Here is a 25488-nt window from a genome sequence, read left to right as displayed (position 1 = left end):
ACCTCACCAGACCCTGATCTCAACTGGGCCCGTGCTCAAGGGGACTCAGTATCCGGCGGGGCGTACCAGACCCGTCTCGTACGCGAAGACCGCCGCCTGCGTACGGTCCCGCAGCCCCAGCTTCAGCAGGATCCGGCTCACATGCGTCTTCGTCGTCTGCTCCGCCACCACCAGCCGCTGGGCGATCTCCGCGTTCGACAGCCCCTGCGCGATCAGCGCGAGAACCTCGGTCTCACGCTCCGTCAGATCACCCACGCGCTCCTTGAGCGGGGCCCGCGGTGCGCCGAGGGTCCGGGAGAACTCCAGGATCAGCCGTTTGGTGATGTTCGGCGAGAGCAGCGCGTCGCCCGCCGCAACCACCCTCACGGCTTCAGCCAGTTGAGCGGCCGAGGCGTCCTTCAGCAGAAAGCCGGACGCACCCGCGCGCAGCGCCTCGTAGACGTACTCGTCGAGGTCGAAGGTGGTGAGTACGAGGACCTTGACGGTCGCGTCCGGGGCCTGGGTGATCCGGCGGGTGGCCTCGATGCCGCCGAGTTCGGGCATCCGTATGTCCATCAGAACGACATCGGGGTCGAGTTCGGCGACCTTGGCGACGGCGTCGAGGCCGTCCACGGCCTGGCCGACCACCTCGATACCGGGCTCGGCGTTGAGCAGCACTGTGAAGCCCTGCCGGACCATCGCCTGGTCGTCGGCGACCATCACGCGGATCGTCATGCTCTGTCCTTCATAGGGGTCCCGTTCAACGGGAGCGTGGCGGTCACTTCGTACCCACCGTCGGCCGTGGGGCCGGTCGTCACTTCGCCGCCCAGCATCGCGGCGCGCTCGCGCATGCCGAGCAGACCGTGACCGGCGCCCGGGGATGCCGGGACCGGCCCGGCCGGCGCGGTGTTGGTGACCCGGACCGTCAGCCCGGCCGGGTCGTACGCGATCCGCACCCGCACCATCGAGCCCGGCGCGTGCCGCATCGCATTGCTGAGCGCTTCCTGGACTATGCGGAAGGCCGACAGTTCGATGCCGGGCGACAGCGGGCGCGTACCGTCGTCGACCTCGGTGGTGACGGTCAGGCCCGCGCTGCGGACGTTGTCGACGAGGGCGCCGAGCCGCGCCAGCGTGGGCTGCGGGGTCTGGGACTCGTCGTCCGGCTCCGGTTTCTCGGACCGCAGTACGCCGAGCACCCGGCGCAGTTCGGTCAGTGCGTCGACGGCGTTCTCACGGATGCCCGCGAGGTTCTCCTTCAGCTCCTCGGACGGATCCTCGACCAGGTGAGGCGCGACCTGCGCCTGGATGGAGATCACCGACATATGGTGGGCGACCACGTCGTGCAGCTCGCGTGCGATACGGCTCCGCTCCTCCAGCAGCGTGCGCCTGGCGCGTTCCTCCGCGGTCAGCACCTCCTGCTCAACCAGCCTGGTACGGGCCTCGCGGCGGCCGCGCAGCGATCCGCCCACGATCACGACGACGGTGAAAACGAGCGCCGCCACCGGGGCCGTCGTCTCGTGGGTGCGGTCGCCGATCCCCTCGAGGACCACACCCGCCAGAGAGCTGAGCAGCAGCGCCTCGACCGCCACCCGGGGGCGTACGCGCAGCGACAGCAGGAGCAGTACACCGGCGTGCGCGAGGATCCCGGTCACGGGCCACGGCCACGGATCGTCCAGCCTTGGCTCGCCGACCGCGACGACGAGAGTGGCGGCCAGCGACAGCCACCAGGCGGGCACCGGACGGAACATCGCGAGGATGAGCGCGCCCGTCTGGAGCGCGGCAAGCAGCAACCCGTACTGCCCAACGAGGCCGTAGCGGTGTTCCAACTCATCACTGTCGGCCAGGAAGAGGGGAATCGACAGCCACACCACAACGACGTGCGGCAACCAGGCCAGCCATCGCACCTTGGTGATGCGCGGCAGCGGGTCGGCGGCGAGGGTGCACAGGTCCTCACGGAGGGTGCGCGGAAACGACCGCAGGGTCCTGGCCGCCGGGGCCAGGCGCGCCTTGTCGTCGTTGTCCACGGCGTCAACCCTAAGCACGGCCCATCTCCCGTTCCCGGGCGGGCTCGTGGGTCCGTACGACCCTGCTGGTTTTCCGGGGCCGCCGCTGTTCGTACGTACGGAACGCGGCCCAGCACACCAGCAGCGCCGCCGCGAACACCGGCAGCCAGGCGATCCGGGCGAGCACCCAGCCGGGGCCGTCGGGCGCGGTGTGCAGTCCGGGCAGCGCCGTGCCCGCGAGCAGGCCGGTCGCGGTGACCGCCATCATCGCGGTCTGGTGCCACAGGAAGACCGTCATCGCGGAGAGGTTGACCAGCGCCACGGCGGCCCATGCCACGGGCCTTTGAAGCACCCGGCGCAGCGGGCCGAGCAGCAGCATCGCCGCCCCGCACTGGGCGAGACCGAAGGTGACCGCGGCGAGGGTGGGCGGGTTGAGGTTGGAGATCTCGGCACCGGGCACCCCGACCATGGACGCCGGGTACCCGGCGAACACGACAAGGAGAGCGGTCGCGGCGACGCCGACGGTGAGCAGTACCCAGCCGCTGGTACGGGAGCAGAACTCACCGCGTGCCCACGCCGCGCCCAGGCAGTACGGGACCAGCCAGCCCGCCGCCACATTGATCCAGCCCAGCCAGGCGGGCCCGCCCAGGCCGAAGCGGAACAGGTCGATGTGCAGGACGACGGCAAGCGGCCACAGCGGATGCAGCCTCGCGACCAGCGGCGTCGCCGCCGTCAGAGCCGCGAAGACCAGCAGGAACCAGAGAGGTGAGAGGACGAGGTTGAGAAGGGTGGTCACGGTGTCCAGGCCGGTACCGGAGGCAAGCATGCACACGGCCGCCACGGTCCACAGCGTCAGTACGGCGGCGACCGGCCGGAAGAGACGGGACAGCCGGGCACCGAGCCACTGCCCGTAGGTCGTGCCGGTGGCGCGGGCCGAGGCGTAGCTCGACGTACCCACCTGCCCGCCGACCAGGAAGAACACGGCGAGGGTCTGGAACATCCAGGAGATCGGAGCGAGTTGGGACAGATGCTCCAGCGGACTCGCGCCGCGCAGCGCGCCGCCGTCGATGACGAGGGCGGTGACGAGCCAGTGCCCGAGGACCACGCCGAGGATGGCGAGGGCGCGCAGGGCGTCGACGGCGCGATCGCGGTCGGGCGGAGTGGCCGCGTCGATACGGCGTGCCAGGTCACGCAGCCGTGATTCACGCATGAGTGACCTCCGTTGCACGGCCGAGGGCGATCCGGCTGAGGTTCTTCAGGGATACGGAGCCGGGCTTCAGGTAGTCGCTGTGCCCGCCGTCACCGGCGGCGAAGGTGCGGGCGCCGAAGCCGTCCGACACGGGGTCGGCGCCGAGGCCGACGGTGGTACCGAGGATGTCGAGCCGGACGTGCGGGACATCGGCGATCCAGTCGTCGGAGCCGCGTCCGGCCCAGACCGTGGCGGCGGTGTGGAGGTCGGCGACGTTGTCGGCACCGGCACCGGGGCTGCCGTAGAGGGCGATGTCGGCGACATCGAGGGAGGGGGCGGCGCGTCCGCAGACGACGGAACCGTACGAATGGCAGAGCAGCGACACTCGCGAACCAGGCTTGGCCCCCTTCAACTCCCGTACAAATCCTTGTAGTTGTGCGGCGGCATCGTCCGCCCTCCCTTCGGTCAGGACCTCGGGGCTGACGGTTCCCGGAGTCGCGTAGCCGAGCCAGGCGACGACTGCGGCGCGGCCGCCGAGCTCGTCGTGAAGGGCGACAGCGCCGGCCCGGAAACGCTCGTACGTATCGAGGTTGGTGTCCGAGCCCGGCACCAGCACGGCGATCCGCTCGGCACGCGCCAGATCGCCGAAGATCTCGGCAGTGCGGCCGCCGTCCCGCCCGTCGAAGGAGAGGAAGTGCCGCGCCGGGTCCGCCATGACGCGCAGCCGGGCAGCCCGCCCCTGATCGCCATGGTCGGCGGCCGTCTCCGCGGCCGCGCGGATGTCGTCGCGGCCGGCCGCGAACCTGTCGCCGAGGAGGGGGAGTTCGGCAGCGGTGAGCGGCGCGAGGGTGGCCGGTGCGGGCGCGGGGACGGCGGCGGGCCGCGCCGCCGCCGACACCGGCACGGTCACCGCGGCGGTGACGAGCGCGGCGAGCAAGGTACGACGCAGGCGGGACGCCATGGCTTTCCTTCCGTTCCGAGTGCTGAATGCTTTCTCTCGGAACAGAAGTTATGAATCGCGGCGTGTGGTCGGCGTCCCGCTGGGGAACGCACCTGTGACGTAGCTCTGAGGTATGACGAGTATGAGCGGGGCCCCGTGGCTACCAGGCCAGCTGGGCGATCTCCTCCGCGACGACGGCGCACGCATCCGCTGCCGGGTCGATCAGCGGGAAGTGCCCGACATCCTCGAGGAGCGTCAGCCCGACGGTCTCACCGGCCTTCGCGGCGGCGTCGACATACGCCTCCGAGACGGCGTATGGCACGACGATGTCGGTACGGCCCTGTACGACGGCGGTGGCGATACCGGTGGGCAGGAGTGCGGCCGGGTCCGCGTACGCACTGCGCGCACCGAACTCCGCCTCACTGCCCAGGAGTTGTTTCACGGCCCCGCCGCACACATCGAGCTCGACGGCTTTCGCGAAGTCCGCGATCGGCGCGAGCGCGACGACACCGCGCAGTGCGGGCGGCGCGGCCAGCCGCCACGGCGAGCCGGCCGGCAGCACATGCCGCGCGGCGGCCCACAGCGCGAGATGCCCGCCGGCGGAGTGCCCGGTGACGACAGTGCGCCGGGCGTCGGCCTGCGGCAGGACGTCCTTCACCAGGCCGGGCAGCGCGTCCATCGCGGCGGCGACATCGTCAAAGGTCTCCGGCCACCGCCCGGCGACGGGCTCGCTTCCCCGCTGCTGCGGAATCTCGCTCCCGCGCCGGTACTCGACATTGGCGACGGCGAGCCCGCGCCTGGCCAGAAAGTCCGCGAAGGGAGTGACGTGCCGCCGGTCGTACGGCGCCCGCCAGGCCCCACCGTGCAGCATGACGACGAGCGGCACGCCGGCAAGCCCGCCACGGGGTGCGTAGAAGTCCACGACCTGGTCGGGGTGCTCGCCGTACGCGGCGGAGGCATCCGGCGCGACGACGGGATGCGAGAACAAGGAGTCGCTCTCGGCGGCGTCACGGGCGGCGGGGTCCGGCATTGCTGCTCCAACCTTCCGACAGGGCGGCGGAATTGACCTGACCAGCGGGGACGGTACCAGCCCCCGCTGATCAGATCGTCACAGCGTCAGGCGGCCGGTATCTCGGCCAGTACCTCCGCCAGTACCGACGCCGCCCGCTCCACGTCTGCGAAGCCCACGTACAGCGGTGTGAACCCGAAGCGCAGCACATCCGGGCGGCGCAGATCGCCCACCACGCCCCGTGCGATCAGCTTCTCCATCACCGCGGGCGCCTGCTCGCAGCGCAGCGCGATCTGGCTGCCGCGCGACGCGTGCTCCAGCGGGGTCAGGGAAGTGACGCGGCCCTGCGGGACGTACGACTCGACGCACTCCAGGAAGAAGTCCGTCAGCGCCAGGCTCTTCGCCCGTACGGAGTCGACCGAGACGCCGTCCCACACATCAAGCGCCGCCTCCAGCGCCAGCATGGACAGGATGTCCGGCGTCCCGACCCGGCCCCGTACCGCGCCCGGTGCCGCCTCGTAGGCGGACGTCATCGCGAACGGGTCCGTGTGCGAGTTCCAGCCCGGCAGCGGGGAGTCGAAGGCTGCCTGATGGCGTTCGGCGACGTACAGATACGCCGGTGACCCCGGGCCGCCGTTCAGATACTTGTAGGTGCAGCCGACCGCCAGGTCAACGCCGTGGGCGTCCAGACCGACCGGCAGCGCGCCCGCGCTGTGGCACAGGTCCCAGACCGCCAGCGCGCCCGCCTCGTGGATCGCCGCCGTCAGGGACGGCAGCTCGTGGAGGCGGCCGGTGCGGAAGTCGACGTGGTTGACCAGCGCCACCGCGGTGTTCGGGCCGAGCGCCGCCGGGAGGTCCGCAGGCGCGACCGGGACCAGCCGCTTGCCCGTCATCCGGGCCGCCGACTCGGCGATATAGCCGTCCGTCGGGAACGTCGTCGCGTCGACCAGGATGTCCGTACGGGAGGAATCGCCGGTGCGCTCGCAGAGCCGTATCGCGCCCACAACCGCCTTGAAGACGTTGACACTTGTGGAGTCGCCGACCACCACCTGCCCCGGCCCCGCACCCACCAGCGGCGCGATCCGGTCGCCGATCCGTTCCGGCGCCGTCCACCAGCCGCTCTCGTCCCACGAGCGGATCCGCAGTTCGCCCCACTGCCGGGTCACCACATCGGCGACCCGCGCCGGCACATGGGCAGGCAGCGCGCCCAGTGAGTTGCCGTCCAGGTACACGGCCTCGTCGAGCGCGAACAGCTTGCGCGCACCGGCCAGTTCATCTGCGGCGTCCAGCGCCGCGGCCTTTCCGGCCCGTGACTCAGACATGGCTGCGCGCCGTCCACAGCTCGGGGAAGACGTTCTTGCGGGCGCGCTTCTCCAGCCAGGCCACGCCCGCCGAACCACCCGTGCCCGACTTCGAGCCCATGGCCCGCCGGGTCGCCACCAGATGGTCGTTGCGCCAGCGCCACACCAGCTCGCCGACATCGGTCAGCGCCTCGCCGAGACGCACCAGCTCGGTGTCCTGGTCCGCACCGCCGTACACCGCGGCCCAGACCTCCTCGATCTCCGCCGACGGCTCGTACCTCTGCGAGAGGTCACGGTCGAGGACAGCGGACGGAACCGCCATCCCGCGCCGCGCGAGCAGCCGCAGCACCTCGTCGTACAGGCTCGGCTCCTGCAGCGCCTTCTCCAGCTCCGCGTGCACCCGCGGCGCGCCCCGGTGCGGCACCAGCATCGACGCCGACTTCTCGCCGAGGAGGAATTCGAGCCGCCGGTACATCGCCGACTGGAAGCCGGAGCCTTCGCCCAGAGCGCTGCGGTACGAATTGAACTGGGCGGGGGTGAGGTGCGCGAGCGGCTCCCAGGAGGCGTTGAGCGACTCCAGCTCGTATGTGCTGCGCTTCAGCGCGGCGAGAGCGACGGGCAGATCGTCCTCCCGCAGCGCGCCGGCCGCCGTCTCCCACTCGTGGACGATGACGGTGAACCACAGCTCCATCACCTGGGTGGTGACCAGGAAGACCATCTCTCCCGGATCGTCCGAGAGCGGATGCTGCAGGTGGGTGAGAACGTCCGCCTGGACATAGTCCTCGTACGGAGTGGTGCCCGCGAAATCCAGATTCGGGGCCGCGTCATGTGACATCGCTGTCTCCTCGACGTGTCCGGGTAGCGGTCCGCCCCTTCCTGTTGGCTCGGGAGCCCCGGTCCCCACCGGCATCATAAGCCGGTGGTCATTTTGCGGGTCAGAGCGTCGGGCCTGTGATGTACGTCCCGTTCTCGTCGTACGGCCAGGCGTTGGAACGGCACCCGTCCAGCCCCTTGATCTGCTGCATCATCACCGGCGCGGGCTTTCCCGGGCCCGCGCAGCCCAGGTGATTGCGGATGCCGATCTCGTGCCCGATCTCATGGTTGATGATCAGATGCCGGTACTCGGCGGGCGACCCGGCGAACGTCGGCGAGCCCAGCATCCAGCGGCGCAGATTCACCACCACACCGTCGGCGGTCTCGCAGTTCAGCTCGCCCTCGGTGTCGAGGCCCTGCTCGAGACAGAGCCTGTCCGCGGTGGCCGGGGTGGCGATCCTGATCACGAAGTCGGCGTCCGAGGTGACCAGCTGGAAGGAGCCCCTGCCGTGGGCTGCCCAGCCGCGCGGGTGGGCGAGGATCTGCTGGATCTCGGCGGCGGCGTCCTTCGCGGGGATGTCGACGCCGTCCTCGACCTGTACGCGGTAGCGGCGCAGCGGGCCCGAGCCGGCCGCGCTGCCGGAGGCCTGCGCGGTGGTGAAGGTGCCCTTGCCGGAGGCGGGGACCTTGGCGGGCGGCTTCTTCTTCCGCGTCGGAGGCTCGGCGTCCGGCGGACGGTGTCGCGAGGGCGTCGAGGGGGTGGTGCGCGGCTCGAGGTCGACGGCCTCCGGGGCCTCGGACGGCGTTGCGTGCGGCTGGACGGTGTCATCGGCCGCCTGGGGTGTGGGCTCCGCGGTGCCGCGCCAGTGCGCGAGGGCCGCGCCGCCGCCGAGCGAGAGGGCGACGAGGGCCGCGCCGAGCAGGAGTAAGCGCGCGAGCGGGGGGCGGGCCGCCTGTTTTCGGCGGCTACGGCTACTGCTGCGTCTTCGGCTCTGGCGCTGGCTCTGGCTCTGGCTGCGGCTCTGGCTCTGGCTCTGGCTGCCCAACAGAACGTCCCCCACCTCAATCGCCGGTGCGTGCGAATTGTCAGTGCGGACGATCGTTAGCAGCCGAAGGCCCGCGCCCCCCTCTGTACAGACGGGGGATACGGGCCTTCGGTTCATTTTCCATCAGCTCAGCGTGTCGGCCGCCGTCTGCGAGGAGTCCCGCAGGAACGTCGAGCAGCGCTCGTACTCCGCCTGCTCGCCGATCGACTGCGCGGCGCGGGCCAGCGCGTGCAGCGCCCGCAGGAAGCCGCGGTTCGGCTCGTGCTCCCACGGCACCGGGCCGTGGCCCTTCCATCCGCTGCGCCGCAGCGAGTCGAGGCCGCGGTGGTAGCCGGTGCGCGCGTAGGCGTACGACTCGACGACGCGGCCGTTCTCGAACGCGTCGTCGGCGAGCTGTGCCCAGGCCAGCGACGAGGTCGGGTACTTGGCGGCGACGTCGGCGGGAGCCGCCCCGGTCGCGAGGAGCTCGCGCGGCTCGGGGTCGTCGGGCAGGTGGGTCGGGGCGGGTCCCCCGAGCAGGTTTTCATGGATGGACATGGGCTCCAGTGTCACAGGTCGGTGGGGAATCCGTGGAAGCGGTGCGGGTGCTCTGCGACGGGGGCGACCATCGTTGTCATGGGCAGGGTCACGGGCGGGTGGAAGGCCATGGCACTGGGGGCGGTCGTCGTCCTGGGCCTGGTGACGGGGTGCGGTGAACCGGGCGGCCAGGGCGGGCACGACGAGGCCTGGCGCCCGCCGTCGGCCCCACCCTCGCTGTCTCCCTCCACGACGTCCTCGACGTCCCCTGCGCCCGCGACGCCCTCGCCCTCGGTGTCCGCGAAGCCCTCCGGCAGCGCTTCAGCGGGCTCACCGGCACCGGGTCCGACCACGACCGCCGGTATGGGCACGGGCGGCCCAGCGACGGGTGATTCCGGCGGCTCGGGCGGCTCGGGCGGTTCCAGCGACGGCGGCGGTGGCGGTACGAGCGGGAACGGCGGCGGCAGCGGCGGGGCCGGCGAACCCGAGCCGCCCACCGCGCCCCCGCCCCCCTCCCAGCAGGCCCCGGCCGGCGGGACGGACGGTTTCCCGTACGACGGCAATCTCTGCGGCGGCGACCACGGCCCGTACATCCAGGTCCACAGCGGCTCCGGCACGGGGCGGACCGGCCGGCTCGTCATCCGCGAGGGGCACTTCACCTGCCACGGCAAGGACAGGGCGACCTGGACCGTCACCGGCGGGACGGCACGCCCGTTCCCGCTGAACGAGAACGCGCACATCACCGTCACCACGCCGTTCGCCCCCGCCGGGCAGCGCAAGGCGATCACCGCGAGCGAGTTCCTCACCAGGATCAATGCGTACGGGAAGAAGCAGACCCTGGTCTTCCACTACCAGACCGACCCCGAGCTCATCTGGATCCTCAACCAGATCGACCCGGCTCAGTACTGACCACGGCGGTCGGCTCCAGCGGCGGCGACGAAAGCCCGCAGTTCATCCTGCACTCGGGCCGGGCCCGCGCCGCCTCCGGCACCGGATTCCGCACCGTCCACCAGGCGATCAGCGAGCCCACGACCAGCACCCCCGCACACATCGGCATCGCCCGCCGGAACGTCGCGCCGAACTCCGCCGCCGAGCGGTACGCCTCCGGGCCCATCCCGGCCAGCAGCGGCAGCGCGGCCACCGCGAGCAGACCGGCCGCGCGGGCCGCCGCGTTGTTGATGCCGCTCGCGAGCCCCGCCCGCGAAGTCTCCACGGAGGCCAGGACGGTCGCGGTCAGCGGCGCGACCAGGGTCACCATGCCCATGCCCATCACCAGCATCGCGGGCAGCACATCAGCTGGGTACGAGGCGTTCTCGCCGACGCGCAGCATCAGCATCATGCCCGTCGCGCAGAGCAGCGGGCCGACGGTGAGCGGGATACGCGGGCCGATCCGCTCCCCCAGCTCCCCGGATTTCGCCGAAAGCAGCAGCATCAGCACGGTGATGGGCAGCAGTGCCACACCCGCGCCGAGTGCCGAATAGCCCGCCACCACCTGGAGTTGCAGGGCGGTCAGGAAGAAGAACCCGCTGAAGGCGGCGTACACACACAACGTGACCAGATTGGCCGCGGTGAACTGCCGGTTCGCGAAGATCGACAGTGGCAGCATCGGAAGGGGCCGACGCCGCTCGACGAGGACGAAGGCCAACCCGACCACCACACCCGCGACGCCCACCCACACCGACGGCCCGATGAGCGCGTATGTCACCAGCGCCAGCGCCGCAGCTCCGAGCACCGCACCCAGCACATCGAAGCGGCCGTGGGCCTGCGGATCGCGCGACTCCGGCACGTGCTTCAGCGCCACCGGCACACACAGCGCGGCCAGCGGCACATTGATCAGGAACACCCAGCGCCAGCCGGGCCCGTCGACCAGCCAGCCGCCGAGGAACGGACCGACCGCCGCACCGACACCGCCGAGCCCCGACCACAGCCCCACCGCGCGGGCCCGGTCGTCCGGGTGGAAGCTCGCCTGGATCAGGGAGAGCGACCCCGGCGTGAGCAGCGCCGCGCCGACGCCCTGCAGAGCGCGGGCGCCCACCAGCACAAGGTCATTGGGCGCGAGCCCGCAGAGCAGCGAGCCAAGCGCAAACCACACCACGCCGAGCACAAAGATCTTCCGCCGCCCGAAGCGGTCGCCGAGCGCCCCGCCGAGCAGGATCAGCCCGGCCAGGGTGAGCATGTAGGCGTTGACGGTCCACTGGAGGATCGCCATATCGGCGTTGAGATCTTCCCCGATGCGGGGCAGTGCGACATTGACGACGGTCGAGTCCAGCAGGGCCATGCTGGAGCCGAGCACCGTCGTCAGAATCACCCAGCGGCCGGTGGCCGTGGACAGTCTGATGCCGCCCGGATTCTTCTCACCCGGGCTCATCCCTGCCGAGCTCTGCCGCCCCGGGCTCTTCCGCCCCGAGTTCCTCTCCTCCGGACTTGTCTCCCCCGGCCTGTTGTCCATACCCGGATCATCCCCGGGCCGGGCGGCTCAGGCCAGCCGGTGGAGGGCACGGATCAGAGCGTCCACGCCCTGCTCCGCCTTGGCACGGGGGCATCCGACGTTGAACCGTACGAAGCCGTCGGAGCCGTACGTCGTGCCCGGCATGATCGCGACCTTCTCGCGCTCGATCAGCTCCCGCTGCAGCGCCGCGTCGTCGATGCCGAGCGGCCGCAGATCGATCCACGCCAGGTAGCCCGCCTGCGGCGGCTGCCAGCGAAGTTCCGGGAACGCGGAGTTGAGCCGCTCGGCGACGAGGCGCAGATTCCCCGCCACATAGGCGTTGAGCCGGTCCAGCCACGGCCCGCCGTCCCGGTACGCGGCGATGTGCGCGGTCAGCGACAGCACGGCGGGCGAGGCGAGCCCCTCGCCCGTCTGCATCCGGCGCAGAAACGCCGCATGGTCGTCCGCGTCGCCGATGATCCCGTACGAACCACTGAGTGCCGGGAAGTTGAAGGCCTTGGTGGCGGAGGTGATCAGCGCCCAGCGACCTGCCCCGAACCGCGTCCACGGCAGATGGCGCCGCCCGTCGGGCACAAGGTCGGTGTGTACGAAGTCGGCATGGATCTCGTCGCTGATGACCGCGACGTCGTACGCCGCCGCTAGCCGCGCGAACTCCGTCAGCTCGGCCTCCGTCCACACCCTGCCGGTCGGATTGTGGGGCGAGCAGAGGACCAGCACCTTGCTGGCCGGGCGGGCGAGCTGTCGCTCCAGGGCGGCCGTGTCGCCGGCCGGTGCCCCGCGCAGCTCCCTCCCGAGGCCCGATATCGCCTTCAGGAAGCCGTCGTACGTCGGGGTGTGGACGACCACGCCGTCGCCCGGCCCGGTCCACATCTGCAGCAGCTGCGAAAGCTGGTTGAGCACGGACGGCCCGTACACGATCCGGTCGGTGTCGATGTCCGTGCTGTGGCGGCCGGCGAACCAGTCACGTATCGCGGACAGGAAGTCCTCGTGGCGCCAGTCGGTGTAGCCGAAGACCCCGTGCGCGATACGCCGCTGAAGCGCGTCGAGCACCTCGGGCGGCGACGCGAAGTCCATGTCGGAGATGGTGAAGGGCAGCAGCCCGTCCACGCCGAACCGGTCCGCGACGCCGTCCCACTGCACGGACCAGGTGCCGCGCCGGTCGACGGGAGTGTCGAAGTCATAGCTCACGGTGAGTCCTCCCACATGCCGCGGGCCCGGCACCCCGGGAAGGGGTGCCGGGCCCGGCGTACGGATGACGCTTGTTCGGGCTGCCGGCCTGGGCCGCCTGCCCCAGCCGCTTACTTGAGCTTGGTGCCCGCGGAGCGCAGCGCGGCACAGGCCTCGCCGACACGCTTGGCCATACCGGCCTCGGCCGCCTTGCCCCAGGTGCGCGGGTCGTAGGTCTTCTTGGAGCCGACCTCGCCGTCGACCTTCAGCACACCGTCGTAGTTCTTGAACATGTGGTCCGCGACGGGGCGGGTGAAGGCGTACTGGGTGTCGGTGTCGAGGTTCATCTTCACGACGCCGTTCTCCAGCGCGGTGGCGATCTCCTCGACCGTCGAGCCGGAGCCGCCGTGGAAGACGAAGTCGAACGGCTGGCTTCCGGCCTTCAGGCCGTGCTTCTCGCTCACACCCTGCTGCAGGTCCTTCAGCAGCTCGGGGCGCAGGACGACGTTGCCCGGCTTGTAGACGCCGTGGACGTTGCCGAACGAGGCGGCCAGCAGGTAGCGGCCCTTTTCGCTCAGGCCGAGCGCCTCGGCGGTGCGCAGCGCGTCGTCGACCGTGGTGTACAGCTCGTCGTTGATCTCATGGGTGACGCCGTCCTCCTCGCCACCGGTCGGGGTGATCTCGACCTCGAGGATGATCTTGGCGGCGGCGGCCTGCGCGAGCAGCTCCTGGGCGATGGCCAGGTTGTCGGCGAGGGTCTCGGCCGAGCCGTCCCACATGTGGGACTGGAACAGCGGGTTCTGGCCGGCCTTGACGCGCTCGGCGGAGATCTCGATCAGCGGACGGACATAGCCGTCCAGCTTGTCCTTCGGGCAGTGGTCGGTGTGCAGCGCGACGTTGATGTCGTACTTGGCGGCGACGATGTGCGCGAACTCGGCGAGCGCGACCGCGCCGGTGACCATGTCCTTCTTGTACTGGCCGCCCAGGAACTCGGCGCCACCGGTGGAGATCTGGACGATGCCGTCGCTCTCGGCCTCCGCGAAGCCGCGAAGCGCAGCGTGCAGGGTCTGGGACGAGGTCACATTGATAGCCGGGTAGGCGAACTTGCCTGCCTTCGCCCGGTCGAGCATCTCGTTGTAGACCTCGGGAGTCGCGATGGGCATGTGTCCGCTCCTTGTGATGTGCGGGTATGTGGTGCTTGGCCCTGACCTGGGGGCGACGTCATCGTCGGCGCCCATCTTTCCAGACTCTGCGCGCGGCTCCACCCCGCGTGGGTCGCCGACCTGCGCGAGGGGCGTGCTGTTTCACGTGAAACGGCACGCCCCTCGACGTCATCGCAGGTCAGAGGGCGTCTCGGGACCTAGGTCACGAGTCGGCGAAGGAGGGTCAGGCGAGCCCGAGCTCGTCAAGCGAGTACGCATTGACATACGGCAGCCCCGCCTCGGCGATGGCCGGAGCCGCGCCCCGCTCCACGATCACGGCGACCGCGACAACCTCGCCGCCGGCCTCCCGTACCGCCTCGACGGCGGTCAGCGGAGAGCCGCCGGTGGTCGAGACGTCCTCGACGACCAGACAGCGGCGGCCCTTGACGTCGGTGCCCTCGATCCGGCGCTGCATACCGTGCGCCTTGCCCGTCTTGCGTACGACATAGGCGTCGAGCCGCTGCCCGCGCGCCGCCGAGGCGTGCAGCATCGACGTCGCCACCGGGTCGGCGCCCAGCGTCAGACCGCCCACGCAGTCGTAGTCCAGCTCGGCGGTCGCATCGAGCATCACCTGGCCGACCAGCGGCGCGGCCTCGCCGTCCAGCGTGATCCGGCGCAGGTCGATGTACCAGTCGGCCTCAAGACCCGAGGAGAGGGTCACCTTGCCGTGCACCACGGCCTTGTCCTTGATCTGCTGGAGCAGCTCAGCACGTACGTCAGTCATGCCCATGAGCTTAAAGGCGGCGCCAGGCCCAGGTGGTCGCGATCTCCAGCGGCTCGATCGGGGTGACCAGCTGCGGGTGGGTGTTGAGACCGTTCGGCAGGCCCGACTGCGGCTCCACACAGATGGCTTCGCCCTCCTCGTCGTAGACGACGACCCACTCGGCGCGACTGGTAACCGTGAGCTCCAGCTGCTCCGGCCAGGTGAGCGTGACCGAGACACCGTCGGGCATCCCGAAGCAGTCGTCCCACGGGCCGGGCAGCGGGGCGACGCGCCGGCCGGTGGGCAGATGGTCGGGGCCACGCTCCTCCTGCCACTCGGGCGTGAAGTCGATCCGTGCGTCCTCACCGGTGCCGAGGTTGCGCAGGAACCACGGGTGCCAGCCGGCCTGGGCCGGGAAGGAGTTCTCGTACGTCTCGACGCCCATGGTGAGGATCAGCGAGTCCTCGGCCAGCTCGAAGGCCTGAGTGACGCGCCCGCTGTACGGCCAGGGGTCGGCGAGGTCATAGGTGAAGGCCGCCTCGCTCTTGCTCGCGCGGGCGGTGTGCCAGGCGGTGTCGCGGCCCGTGCCGTGGATGGCGTGCGGCGGTGAGTTGAGCGGCAGTTGATGCCGTACGTCTCCGTTGCTGAACCGGCCGTGCCCGACGCGGCCGCACCAGGGGACCATCGGGAAGGAGCCGTACCGCTCGCCCTGGCGCAGCACCTCGGTGCCGCCGATGCGCAGGCTCGCGATGCGGCAGCCGTTCTGCGGATGCACGGTCAACTCGACGTCTCCGGCGGCCAGCCGGATGTTTTCTTCGCTGCTACTCACACGACGACAGTACTGGCGACCGGCGACTACTTGCGGCGGCGCAGCACCCGGCCGACGACAACCGCGGAGGCGAGCGCGAGGGCCGCGGCGGGCGCGAGCCAGCGCAGGGTCGCGCCGGCGGTGCCTGCCTCGGGCGCGGGCGTAGGGGCGTAGCGGCCGCGCGGCGGGGCGTGGTCGACCTCTTCGGCACTGCGCCCGATCATGGTGCGGCGGGCGTGCGCGGCCTCGGCGGGCGGCTCGACGGGGACGGCGGGGAGCTCCTGCAGCTCCGGTGCTTCGGATGCGTCGGGCACCTCCGGCACATCGGGCACGTCCGGTACGGCAGGCACGTCCGGTACGCCGGGCACCTCCGGCACATCCGTTGCGTCGAACTGCTCCTCGGCGACCGGGTCGAGCGACGGAGGCGGCACGGGCGCATCGAACACGGACGGCTTCGCGGCGTCCGCAGGGGCCTCGCCGCCGTCGACCGGCTGTTCCAGCTCTTCCGGTGTCGGCTCCGCCGTCAGGGCTAGCCGGTCGGCGAACCGGTCCAGCAGCCGGTGCGCGGCCGATGCCGTCGTAGAGTCGGCCAGCTCCGCCAGCCGGCCCTCCGCGCCGGCCGTCCCGGTGAAGCAGAGCCTCGTACCGCCGTCGGTGGGTTCCGGACGGATCGTCAGGGTCACCTTGGCCGAGCCCGTGCCGCGCGCCTCCACGCCCTCACCCTCGACAGCGAAGGTGTCGCCCTGCTCGACAATGTGCAGGGTGCCGCGATAGGTGATCGTGTGCCCGCCGATCCGGATCTTCAGTCGCCCAGAGAGCGGGCCGGCCGACTCCTCCGCGGCCTGTTGGAGCCCGGGGACGCAGCGGGCGACCCGCGCGGGGTCCCGCAGCGCCTGTCGGAGGGCCTCTGCCGGAAGCGGAACGAACACCTCATGCTCCATGGGAGCCGAGCCTACCCAGGCACGACCGCTACGTCAGCGTTTCGGTCCGTGTACTGCGCAGTCCGTACTCAGTCTGTGTACCGCGGGTGCACCAACGTCGACGGCGGCAGGTCCGGCAGCCTGGTCCGCGCGGCGGCGCGCACCCCCGCCGCGAGCGTGGACGGGCCCAGTGCCCGCAGCCGCGGTACGTCGGCGTCGAGTCCGAGCCGCGGGACCCGGCCCACGGCGGCGAGGAGGAACCCCCAGTCGCGCGACGCGGCGGCAGTGCCCGTCACACGGTCCGGTCCTGCGGCGAATCCCGGGAGCCGGCCGGTCGCGCTGTACGGCCGGGTGCCGAACCCGGCCGCGCGCAGCGTCGCGTCGACAGTCCAGAAGGTGTGCGGACGGGAGGCCGGCGGCCCCGCATGCACGACCAGCCGCCCGCCGTCCGCGAGGACCCGTGCGGCGAGCCCGTAGAACTCCTGGGAGTACAGCTTGGTGCTGGGAGTGATGCCGGGGTCGGGGAGGTCCGAGATCACCACGTCGTACATCCCCTGGGGCGCACGCAGCCAGGAGAAGGCGTCCGCGGGGACGACCCGCACCCGCGGATCCTGGTAGGCGTGGGCGTTCAGCGTGGCGAGCGCCGGGTCCGTGCGCGCCAGCCGGACGACGCCCGGGTCCAGTTCGACGACGGTCACGGACCGGACATCCGGATAGCGCAGCGCCTCGCGCGCGGCCAGCCCGTCGCCGCCGCCCAGGATCAGTACGCGTGCGTGCGGCCCGCGCATCGCCGGGTGGACCAGCGCCTCGTGGTACCGGTACTCGTCGCGCCCACTGACACGCAGCCGACCGTCCAGGAAGAGATCCGGCGGCCCCGACCGGCCGCCCGTGAGCACGACTTCCTGTACGTCGGTGTGGACGGCGACCCGCACCTGGTGCCCGTAGACCGCGCTGCGCGCAGCCCGCTCGAAATCGTCGACCAGGACCGCCGCGGCCGCCAGCACCGCCAGCACCGCCACATTGGCGGCGAGCAGCCACCAGCGCGAACGGGTCGTCAGATCGCGGCGGAAGAGCCACAGCACGAGCAGCCCGCCCGCCACCGCGTTGACGGCTCCCGTCAGCAGCGCGCCCATGAGCTGACCCAGCCACGGCAGCAGCAGAAACGGGAAGGCGAGTCCACCGACGAGGGCGCCCACATAGTCGGCGGCGAACAGATCGGCCACCGTGCCCTCCGCGTCGCGCCGGGAGATGCGCTGGATCAGGGACATCAGCAGCGGGATCTCGGCGCCGATCAGCACGCCGATGGCCAGGGAGAACACGACCAGCACGAACCGGGACTCGCCGATCCAGGCGAAGGAGGCGTACAGCACCATGGCCGAGCAGCCGCCGATCAGGGCCAGCGCGGCCTCCAGCAGACCGAAGCCGACTGCCGCCCGGCAGCGCAGCCGCTTGGCGAGCAGCGAGCCGACGCCCATCGCGAAGACCATCACCGAGAGGACGACGGATGCCTGGGTGACGGAATCGCCGATCAAGTACGAGGCGAGGGCGACCAGTTCGAGCTCGTACACCAGCCCGCAGGCGGCGCAGACGAAGACCGCGACCAGCACCAGATACCGGCCGGCGTCCGGGCGGACGGGCAGCCGCAGCACGCTCTCGGGCGGTGAGGCCGGCCGCTGGTCGATCATGTTTGTAACGCTACGTCACTGCACACATTCACTCTGTCACCCACAAGGGTGCGACTAGAGCAGGGCCGGCATACGGGCACCGACACGCGTTCGGGTGACAACGAGGCGCCCCTCCTGCGGATAGGCGTGCCAGGTGCGCCACCGCACCTGGTCATCGAACCGCTGTGCCAGCATCGCGGTGAACGCGTGCGGCGAGCCGGGAAAGGTCCCGGCCAGTCCGTTCGGGTGGTCGGCGACCAGCGCGAGCAGTTCCTGCGCGCGCCCCGCGAACGACCCCTTCGTGAGCGTTTCGACATGGGCCGCGAACTCGTACTCCCAGTCGCCGAGCCGCTTGGCCACGCCGAGCGGCAGCGGAGTACTGCTGCCGCGCATACAGGCGACGGTCTCGGAGCAGTTGCCCCGCTCCTCCTCCAGCAGCACTTGATGGGAGGCGCCCAGCAGTCTCAACTGCAGTTTCGCACCCGAAAGTTCGAGATCGAGTACGGCCAGGGCAGGGAGCGGCTCCCGGCCCAACGCCCAGGCGAGGTCGTCGGCACTGGTGTCGGAATAGGCGGTCTTGAGGGTCGTGAGCATGGGTCGGCTCCGCAAACACGCTTCGGCAGGTGGACACGTGGACCGGGGGCGCCCCGGAGGGGGAAGGTCAAGAAAGCGGGGAACGCCTGCTCGGGTCCACATGAGGAACGAGGGGCTGGATGGTTCCTACAGGTTCCAACAGCGAGGGAATCATGAACTACGCGGCACCCACAGCGCTTTTACCCAACTTGGTTGGGTTTCCATCCCCTCGGGGGCCTTACAGTTCAACTGTTCAACAAAAAAGGGTCGACAGGGTCGACAACGGTGAGCCGTGGAGCGTGTCGCGCGGCGGCCGACAGAGCAGCCAACAAGGAGGCACCCGGCGGGAGTTCACCCGCCGGGTGCCTTCAGTGGTCGCGGACCGGCTGCCCCGTGTCAGCTGCCTCCGCCACCGCATCCGCCCCCGCCCCCGCCACCTCCGCAGGACGAGGAGCCACCCCCGCAGGACGAAGAGCCCCCGCAGGACGAGGAGCCGCCGCAGGACGCGCCGCCGCCACCCGCCCACCAGCTGCCACCGCTGCCCCCGGCCCCGCTGCGCCGACGGCTCTTGACCGTCCTGCGCCTGTTGTTCTTCTTCCCGTGTGCCGTGCTGGCCATGATCACAGCGAAGACGAAGACGACCATCAGAATCCCGAAGAAAGCTGCCATTGCTCTCACCGTCCTTCCATTCCCCCGAAGCGAGCCCCCCGCGTCTTTGCGTGACCGCTTCTTGTGTGAGAGGGGGATGCCCCTGGCTCCGAAGACCCAAAGCAGACTTGAGCAACTCCAGAGCTTGGGCACAGGATGTCGACCATGACTGGACGCGAACCCGGACCACGACCGCTGCTCAACCGCCGGCTGGCGGAATTCGGCACGACGATCTTCGCGGAGATGTCGGCGCTGGCCGTACGGACCGGGTCGATCAACCTCGGCCAGGGCTTCCCCGACACGGACGGCCCCGAGGAGATCAGGGAGGCGGCGGTACGGGCGCTGCGCGACGGCCGCGGCAACCAGTACCCGCCGGGTCCCGGGGTCCCCGAGCTGCGCACCGCGATCACCGACCACCAGCAGCGGCGGTACGGCCTGTCGTACGACCCCGACACGGAGGTCCTGGTCACGGCGGGGGCGACGGAGGCGATCGCGGCGGCGCTGCTCGCGCTGGTGGAGCCGGGCGACGAGGTCATCGCGCTGGAGCCGTACTACGACTCGTACGCCGCGTGCATCGCGCTGGCGGGCGGGACGCGGGTACCGGTGACGCTGCGGCCGCGGGACGGCTCGTACCACCTCGACCTGGACGAGCTGCGGGACGCGATCACCGACCGGACCCGCCTGATCCTGCTCAACACGCCGCACAATCCGACCGGCACGGTGCTCACGCGCGAGGAGCTGGCGGCGATCGCCACACTCGCCGTCGAGCGTGATCTGCTCGTCGTCACCGACGAGGTGTACGAGCATCTCGCCTTCGACGGCGAGCACGTCCCGATCGTGTCCTTCCCCGGGATGCGCGAGCGCACGGTGACCATCTCCTCGGCCGGCAAGACGTTCTCGTTCACCGGCTGGAAGGTCGGCTGGCTGACGGCGTCGCCCGAGCTGGTCACGGCGGTCCGGTCGGCGAAGCAGTTCCTGACGTACGTGTCGGCGGGGCCGTTCCAGTACGCGGTGGCCGAGGCGCTACGGCTGCCGGACACGTACTTCGAGGACCTGCGGGACAGTCTGCGGGCCAAGCGGGATCTGCTGAGCGCGGGTCTGGTGGATGCCGGCTTCGAGGTCTACCGCCCGGCGGGCACGTACTTCGTCACCACCGACATCCGGTCCCTGGGCGAGGACGACGGCTTCGCCTTCTGCCGGGCGCTGCCGGAACGGTGCGGGGTGGTCGCCATCCCGAACGCGGTCTTCTACGACCACCGTGACCAGGGCGCGCCGTTCGTCCGATTCGCATTCTGCAAGCGCGAGTCGGTGCTCCAGGAGGCCGTGACCCGCCTGAAGGGGCTCAATAACGGCTGAACCGCCCGCTGTCACGAGTGACACGCACACCTTCAGCCGACCGGGTAAGAACCAGCACCATCTGCTGCGCAGCGCTCGCGCGCGCGCCTTGGGCGGCACAAGGTCGGGTTGACCGACCCCCTGTGCGCGCCCGGAGGTGCACCCTGTCCGCCGACACTTTCGACAGCACAGCGGCGGCGGCTGCCAGGCCCGCTCCCCGCTGGCGCACCGCGCTGCTGAGGGCAGCCCCCGCGCTGGGGCTGTTCGCGGCGGCGCGACTGGCCGGGCTGCTGGTGATGGCGGGCTGGGCCTGGCACATCGGGCGCTCGCCCCGGATGCTCGTGGCCCGTGCCTGGGACTCCGACTGGTACATGCTGATCGCCGAGCACGGCTACGGCCGCGTCCTGCGCTGGCCGGACGGCTCGGTCCAGAGCGATCTGGCGTTCTTCCCGCTCTACCCGGGGCTGCTGCGCGGGGTGACAACCCTGCTGCCGGTGACCAGCGGCACGGCCGGGCTGCTGCTCTCCTGGTCCGCGGCCGCGGCTGCCGCCTGGGGCATCTACGCGGTCGTCGAGCGGCTGAGCGGGCGGCGCATCGCGACCGCGGTGGTCCTGCTCTGGGGCCTGCTGCCGCACTCGATCGTGCTCTCCATGGCGTACACGGAGCCGGTACTCACCGCGTTCGCCGCCTGGTCGCTGTACGCGCTGCTCACCCGCCGCTGGGTATGGGCGGGCACGCTGGCGACGCTCGCCGGGCTCTCCCGGCCCAACGGGATCGCGGTGGCCGCGGCGGTGCTCGCGGTGGCGGCGTACGAGGTCTCCAAGGCGTACCGGCGGGGCGAGCGCCCGGGCTGGCGGATCGGGACGGGCGCGGCCGTGGCCCCGCTCGGCTGGTGCGGCTATGTGCTCTTCGTCGGCTTCCGTAAGGGCGACCCACTGGACGGGTACTTCGCCGTGCAGCGCGGCTGGAACTCGCGCTTCGACTTCGGGATCGGAGCGCTGAAGGTGGTGCGCGACATCGTGCTGCGCCCGGCGATGTTCCCACCCGTGGTGGCGCTGCTGATCGTCGCGGCGGCGGTGGTCCTGTTCGTGCTGTTCGCGCTGGAGCGGCCGCCGTTGGCGGTGTTCGTCTACACCATCGTGCTGGTGCTGATCACGGTCGGCGGCTCCGGCTTCTTCGAGTCCAAGCCGCGCTTTCTGCTGCCGGCCTTTCCGCTGCTGCTGCCGGTGGCCCGCGTCATGACGAAAGCCCGGCCGAGTGCGGCGGTCGTGGTGACCGTCGCGCTGGCCGGGCTGTCATTCGCCTACGGGACGTATCTGGTGACACTGTCCCCGCTGGCGCCGTAGCCGGTGCTGCCGGGGGGCCGCTCAGGCCTCGTCGTCGGCGGGCTTCTCGTCGGCGGACTGCTCGTCCGCCGGCTCCAGGCCGAGCTGCTCCACGAGCCACTTGTCGAACTCGATCGAGGCCCGGACCCAGCTGACCGTCGACGACACGAAGTGCTCCAGGCTGACGCCCATGCCGATCAGCATCTGCGTCTCGCCGATGAGGCGGACCGTGCTGGGTGCGTCCTCGTCCTCGTCGTGGATGTGCGTGTAGACCTTCGGCCACAGGGTGCGGCGGTTCCAGTCGTCGATCGCGTCGAGGAGCTTGGGCTTCTCCTCAAGGGCGTGCGGACGGTCGTAGAAGGTCCGCACCGAGAAGACCTGCTGGTCTTCCTCGCCGCGGAACATGAAGTACGTGCGGAATTCCTCCCACGGCGCGGCGAGGTCGCCCTCGTCGTCGACGACGTACTTGAGCTCCATCTGATCGAGGAGCTGCTTGACCAGGTCCTGATCGGGAACGACGGGGCCCGCCGGTCCTGCGGCCTGCGGCTGGGGCTGGCCCCCGAAATTAGGAATCGAGGACGGATCGATGGTCACCGTGTATTTCCCTTCGTACGGTTCCCGCCATCCTCTCCCATGCCCGGCGGGGCATGGCAACCCCCGACTCACCCGATCCGCTGCAGGCTGACATTTCCGGCCGGAGCCTTTCGCCTCGGCAAGACGGACCCCGCACCGCGTCAGCCCGCCTTGCCCACGATCAGTCCGTCCTCGAAACGGTCCACCCGGACCGTGTCGCCGTCCGCGACCTCGCCCGCGAGGATCTCCTTCGCGAGGCGGTCGCCGATCGCCGTCTGCACCAGACGGCGCAGCGGGCGCGCCCCGTACGCCGGGTCGTTGCCCTCGTCGGCCAGCCACTCCAGCGCCGCCGGGGTGACCTCCAGCGAGAGCCTGCGCTCGGCGAGGCGCTGCGCGAGGCGGTCGATCTGGAGCTTCGCGATGTGCGCGAGCTCGTCGCGGGACAGTGCCGAGAAGACCACCAGATCGTCCAGCCGGTTCAGGAACTCCGGCTTGAAGGTCGCCCGGACCACCTCCAGGACCTGCTCCCGCTTCTCCTCCTCCGAGGTGAGCGGCTCGACCAGATACTGGCTGCCGAGGTTCGACGTCAGGACCAGGATCGTGTTGCGGAAATCCACCGTCCGGCCCTGCCCGTCCGTCAGCCGGCCGTCGTCGAGGACCTGGAGCAGGATGTCGAAGACCTCGGGATGCGCCTTCTCCACCTCGTCGAGCAGCACGACGGAGTATGGACGCCGCCGCACGGCCTCGGTGAGCTGGCCGCCCTCCTCGTAGCCGACGTACCCGGGAGGCGCGCCGACCAGCCGGGCCACGGAGTGCTTCTCCCCGTACTCGCTCATGTCGATGCGGACCATCGCCCGCTCGTCGTCGAAAAGGAAGTCGGCGAGGGCCTTCGCCAGCTCGGTCTTGCCGACACCGGTCGGGCCGAGGAAGAGGAACGAGCCGGTCGGCCGGTCGGGGTCGGCGATCCCGGCCCGGGTGCGCCGGACCGCGTCGGACACCGCCCGCACCGCCTCGGTCTGGCCGATCAGCCGCCTGCCCAGCTCCTGCTCCATGCGCAGCAGCTTCTGCGTCTCGCCCTCGAGCAGCCGCCCGGCCGGGATCCCGGTCCAGGAGCCGACGACGTCCGCGATGTCGTCCGGGCCGACCTCCTCCTTGACCATGGTGTCCTTGGCCGCTTCCTTCTCGGCCTCCGCCGCCTCCTCCAACTCCCGTTCCAGGCCCGGGATCTCCCCGTACAGGAGCTTGGACGCGGTGTCGAAGTCGCCGTCGCGCTGGGCCCGCTCGGCCTGGCCGCGCAGTTCGTCGAGCTTCTCCTTCAGCGCACCGACGCGGTTGAGGCCCTCCTTCTCCTTCTCCCAGCGCGCGGTGAGGCCGCGCAGCTCCTCCTCCTTGTCGGCGAGGTCGCGGCGCAGCTTCTCCAGGCGCTGCATGGAGCCCGGGTCGGTCTCGTTCTTGAGGGCGAGCTCCTCCATCTTCAACCGGTCGACGGAGCGCTGGAGTTCGTCGATCTCGACAGGCGACGAGTCGATCTCCATACGGAGCCGGGAGGCGGCTTCGTCCACAAGGTCGATGGCCTTGTCGGGCAGGAAGCGCGAGGTGATGTACCGGTCCGAGAGCGTCGCGGCGGCGACCAGTGCCGAGTCCGCGATCTGCACCTTGTGGTGTGCCTCGTACCGGCCCTTGAGCCCGCGCAGGATCGCGATCGTGTCCTCGACGGACGGCTCGGCGACCATCACCTGCTGGAACCGCCGCTCCAGCGCGGGGTCCTTCTCGATCCGCTCGCGGTACTCGTCGAGAGTCGTCGCGCCGACCATGCGCAGCTCGCCGCGCGCCAGCATCGGCTTCAGCATGTTGCCCGCGTCCATGGACGAGTCGCCGCCCGCGCCGGCGCCCACGACGGTGTGCAGCTCGTCGATGAAGGTGATGATCTGGCCGTCGCTCTCCTTGATCTCGGAGAGGACGGTCTTCAGACGCTCCTCGAACTCACCGCGGTACTTCGCGCCCGCGACCATCGCGCTGAGATCGAGCGAGACCAGCCGCTTGTTCCTGAGCGACTCGGGCACGTCGCCCTTCACGATCCGCTGGGCGAGGCCTTCGACGACCGCGGTCTTCCCGACGCCGGGCTCACCGATGAGGACGGGGTTGTTCTTCGTACGCCGCGACAGCACCTGCACCACGCGGCGGATCTCCTGGTCCCGGCCGATGACCGGGTCGAGCTTGCCCTCGCGGGCCGCGGCGGTGAAGTCCGTACCGAACTTCTCCAGCGCCTTGTACTGCCCCTCAGGGTCGGGGGTGGTCACCCGGCGCCCTCCCCTTACCGTCTCGAACACGGCCAGCAGCTTCTTCGCCGTGGCCCCCTGCTGGTCCAGCACCTCCCCGGTCTGACCGCCCTTGGCGGCGATTCCGATGAGGAGATGCTCGGTGGAGATGTAGTCGTCCCCGAGCTCCTTGGCCCGCTGCGCGGCGTCGGCGATGACGGCGAGCAGCTCGCGGTTGGGCTGCGGCGGCGCGACGGTGGACCCGGTGACGCTGGGCTGCGCGGCCAGCAGCCGCTCCGCCCCGGACCGTACGGCGGCCTGGTCGGCCTCGACCGCGGCCAGCAGATCGGTGATGTTCTCGTTGTCCTGGCCCGCGAGCAGCGCGAGCAGCAGATGCGTGGGGGTCAGATCGGGATGCCCCTCGGACACGGCCCGGGTGGTGGCGGCGTTGATCGCATCCCGGCTCTTGTTGGTCAGCTCGGCGTCCACTGCGGCCTCTCCTCCTCGCTGTAGGACTCTTTCCCTCAACACTGACTCATTCAACCTGCACTAAGTTGAGTCTACTTCACTCAAGTATGGGGCAGGCCAGGACATGCCGACGCGAACGATCGCCGCCACTACCCTGCAGAGCATGGCCATCGACGTACGCAACCCCGGTCCCGAGTACCTCGCGTTCTGGCGTGAATACCATCTGTGCACGCTCACGACACAGCGTCCGGACGGCAGCCCGCACGTCGTGCCGGTGGGCGTGACGTACGACCCCGAGGCCGGGCTCGCCCGCGTCATCACCAACAAGAGCAGCAGGAAGGTGGCCAACATCCTGGCCGCGGACCGGCAGGGCGGGGCGCGCGTGGCCGTCTGTCAGGTCCACAGGGGGCGCTGGGCGACGCTGGAGGGGCGGGCGACCGTACGCACGGAGCCGGAGCTCATCGAGGACGCGGTACGGCGCTACGCGGAGCGCTACGAGCGGATGCCGGCGCCCAACCCGGACCGGGTGCTCATCGAAATCACCCTGGACCGGGCGCTGGGGCGCGGCTGACGGACGCGACTGAGGGACGCGGCTGCCG

25 protein-coding genes are annotated in these 25488 nt (G+C 70.7%); 4 read left to right on the top strand and 21 right to left on the bottom strand.

Features of this window, described 5'->3' with window-relative positions:
- Positions 1–45: 45 nt before the first annotated feature.
- From AB0D12_RS06890 to AB0D12_RS06845, 10 genes are all read right to left on the bottom strand, one after another.
- Positions 46–714 carry a response regulator transcription factor gene (locus tag AB0D12_RS06890; protein ID WP_362677820.1) on the bottom strand — a complete coding sequence of 223 codons (669 nt, stop codon included), beginning with the start codon at positions 712–714 and terminating at the stop codon, positions 46–48.
- A complete protein-coding gene (locus AB0D12_RS06885) occupies positions 711–2003 on the bottom strand; it encodes a sensor histidine kinase (protein ID WP_362677818.1) in 1293 nt (430 codons plus the stop codon). Before AB0D12_RS06885 ends, AB0D12_RS06890 begins: the two co-directional genes overlap by 4 nt.
- Positions 2004–2013: 10 nt before the next feature.
- A complete protein-coding gene (locus AB0D12_RS06880; protein ID WP_362677816.1) occupies positions 2014–3192 on the bottom strand; it encodes an acyltransferase in 1179 nt (392 codons plus the stop codon).
- Complete coding sequence (locus tag AB0D12_RS06875; RefSeq protein WP_362677814.1) at positions 3185–4132, bottom strand: alpha/beta hydrolase; 948 nt, start codon at positions 4130–4132, stop codon at positions 3185–3187. Before AB0D12_RS06875 ends, AB0D12_RS06880 begins: the two co-directional genes overlap by 8 nt.
- Before the next feature lie 139 nt (positions 4133–4271).
- The gene (locus AB0D12_RS06870) at positions 4272–5141 is read right to left on the bottom strand and encodes an alpha/beta hydrolase (RefSeq protein WP_362677812.1); all 870 of its coding nucleotides are present in this window, start codon (positions 5139–5141) and stop codon (positions 4272–4274) included.
- 86 nt (positions 5142–5227) lie between these two features.
- Complete coding sequence (gene kynU, locus AB0D12_RS06865) at positions 5228–6442, bottom strand: kynureninase (RefSeq protein ID WP_362677810.1); 1215 nt, start codon at positions 6440–6442, stop codon at positions 5228–5230.
- The gene (locus AB0D12_RS06860; protein ID WP_362677808.1) at positions 6435–7256 is read right to left on the bottom strand and encodes a tryptophan 2,3-dioxygenase family protein; all 822 of its coding nucleotides are present in this window, start codon (positions 7254–7256) and stop codon (positions 6435–6437) included. The genes kynU and AB0D12_RS06860 overlap by 8 nt, the downstream gene beginning before the upstream one ends.
- Before the next feature lie 100 nt (positions 7257–7356).
- A complete protein-coding gene (locus AB0D12_RS06855; protein ID WP_362677806.1) occupies positions 7357–8280 on the bottom strand; it encodes a DUF3152 domain-containing protein in 924 nt (307 codons plus the stop codon).
- Positions 8281–8403: 123 nt separating this feature from the next.
- On the bottom strand, positions 8404–8817 hold the full coding sequence (locus AB0D12_RS06850) for a DUF3151 domain-containing protein (protein ID WP_362677805.1): 414 nt from the start codon (positions 8815–8817) through the stop codon (positions 8404–8406).
- A gap of 11 nt (positions 8818–8828) precedes the next feature.
- Entirely contained in the window at positions 8829–9149 is a 321-nt protein-coding gene (locus AB0D12_RS06845; RefSeq protein ID WP_362677803.1) for a hypothetical protein, read from the bottom strand.
- A 10-nt stretch (positions 9150–9159) separates the two neighbouring features.
- Here AB0D12_RS06845 and AB0D12_RS06840 point away from each other — a divergent pair, with 10 nt between their 5' ends.
- On the top strand, positions 9160–9705 hold the full coding sequence (locus tag AB0D12_RS06840; protein WP_362677801.1) for a hypothetical protein: 546 nt from the start codon (positions 9160–9162) through the stop codon (positions 9703–9705).
- Here AB0D12_RS06840 and AB0D12_RS06835 read toward each other — a convergent pair.
- From AB0D12_RS06835 to AB0D12_RS06795, 9 genes are all read right to left on the bottom strand, one after another.
- Entirely contained in the window at positions 9677–11164 is a 1488-nt protein-coding gene (locus tag AB0D12_RS06835; protein ID WP_362677799.1) for an MFS transporter, read from the bottom strand. The genes AB0D12_RS06840 and AB0D12_RS06835 overlap by 29 nt on opposite strands.
- Positions 11165–11272: 108 nt before the next feature.
- A complete protein-coding gene (locus AB0D12_RS06830; RefSeq protein ID WP_362677797.1) occupies positions 11273–12433 on the bottom strand; it encodes a MalY/PatB family protein in 1161 nt (386 codons plus the stop codon).
- Between the two features lie 110 nt (positions 12434–12543).
- A complete protein-coding gene (gene fbaA / locus AB0D12_RS06825; RefSeq protein ID WP_362677795.1) occupies positions 12544–13575 on the bottom strand; it encodes a class II fructose-bisphosphate aldolase in 1032 nt (343 codons plus the stop codon).
- A gap of 223 nt (positions 13576–13798) precedes the next feature.
- The gene (gene pyrE / locus AB0D12_RS06820) at positions 13799–14338 is read right to left on the bottom strand and encodes an orotate phosphoribosyltransferase (protein ID WP_327325033.1); all 540 of its coding nucleotides are present in this window, start codon (positions 14336–14338) and stop codon (positions 13799–13801) included.
- Between the two features lie 10 nt (positions 14339–14348).
- Positions 14349–15146, bottom strand: a complete 798-nt coding sequence (locus AB0D12_RS06815) for an aldose 1-epimerase (protein ID WP_362677793.1) — start codon at positions 15144–15146, stop codon at positions 14349–14351.
- 26 nt (positions 15147–15172) lie between these two features.
- Positions 15173–16066: an SRPBCC domain-containing protein gene (locus AB0D12_RS06810; protein ID WP_362677791.1), complete on the bottom strand. Its 894-nt coding sequence runs from the start codon at positions 16064–16066 to the stop codon at positions 15173–15175.
- 68 nt (positions 16067–16134) lie between these two features.
- A complete protein-coding gene (locus tag AB0D12_RS06805; RefSeq protein ID WP_362677789.1) occupies positions 16135–17730 on the bottom strand; it encodes a polyamine aminopropyltransferase in 1596 nt (531 codons plus the stop codon).
- A gap of 54 nt (positions 17731–17784) precedes the next feature.
- A complete protein-coding gene (locus tag AB0D12_RS06800) occupies positions 17785–18303 on the bottom strand; it encodes a DUF2617 family protein (RefSeq protein WP_327325029.1) in 519 nt (172 codons plus the stop codon).
- Positions 18304–18678: 375 nt separating this feature from the next.
- Positions 18679–18951: a hypothetical protein gene (locus tag AB0D12_RS06795; RefSeq protein ID WP_362677787.1), complete on the bottom strand. Its 273-nt coding sequence runs from the start codon at positions 18949–18951 to the stop codon at positions 18679–18681.
- Positions 18952–19086: 135 nt separating this feature from the next.
- Here AB0D12_RS06795 and AB0D12_RS06790 point away from each other — a divergent pair, with 135 nt between their 5' ends.
- Complete coding sequence (locus AB0D12_RS06790; protein WP_362677785.1) at positions 19087–20286, top strand: pyridoxal phosphate-dependent aminotransferase; 1200 nt, start codon at positions 19087–19089, stop codon at positions 20284–20286.
- Positions 20287–20408: 122 nt separating this feature from the next.
- Complete coding sequence (locus AB0D12_RS06785; protein ID WP_362677783.1) at positions 20409–21611, top strand: glycosyltransferase family 39 protein; 1203 nt, start codon at positions 20409–20411, stop codon at positions 21609–21611.
- Positions 21612–21632: 21 nt separating this feature from the next.
- Here the strand turns inward: AB0D12_RS06785 and AB0D12_RS06780 are convergent, their stop codons facing one another.
- Together AB0D12_RS06780 and clpB are read right to left on the bottom strand one after the other, a co-directional pair.
- The gene (locus AB0D12_RS06780; RefSeq protein WP_362677781.1) at positions 21633–22184 is read right to left on the bottom strand and encodes a YbjN domain-containing protein; all 552 of its coding nucleotides are present in this window, start codon (positions 22182–22184) and stop codon (positions 21633–21635) included.
- A gap of 140 nt (positions 22185–22324) precedes the next feature.
- Positions 22325–24910: an ATP-dependent chaperone ClpB gene (clpB, locus tag AB0D12_RS06775; RefSeq protein ID WP_362677779.1), complete on the bottom strand. Its 2586-nt coding sequence runs from the start codon at positions 24908–24910 to the stop codon at positions 22325–22327.
- 142 nt (positions 24911–25052) lie between these two features.
- On the opposite strand from clpB, the gene AB0D12_RS06770 reads away from it, so the two are divergent.
- Entirely contained in the window at positions 25053–25460 is a 408-nt protein-coding gene (locus AB0D12_RS06770; protein ID WP_362677777.1) for a TIGR03618 family F420-dependent PPOX class oxidoreductase, read from the top strand.
- Positions 25461–25488 lie beyond the last annotated feature (28 nt).

Origin of the sequence: Streptomyces sp. NPDC048479, assembly GCF_040651435.1 — a bacterium.
GTDB lineage: Bacteria > Actinomycetota > Actinomycetes > Streptomycetales > Streptomycetaceae > Streptomyces.
This window is presented reverse-complemented; position numbering and strand designations above follow the sequence as displayed.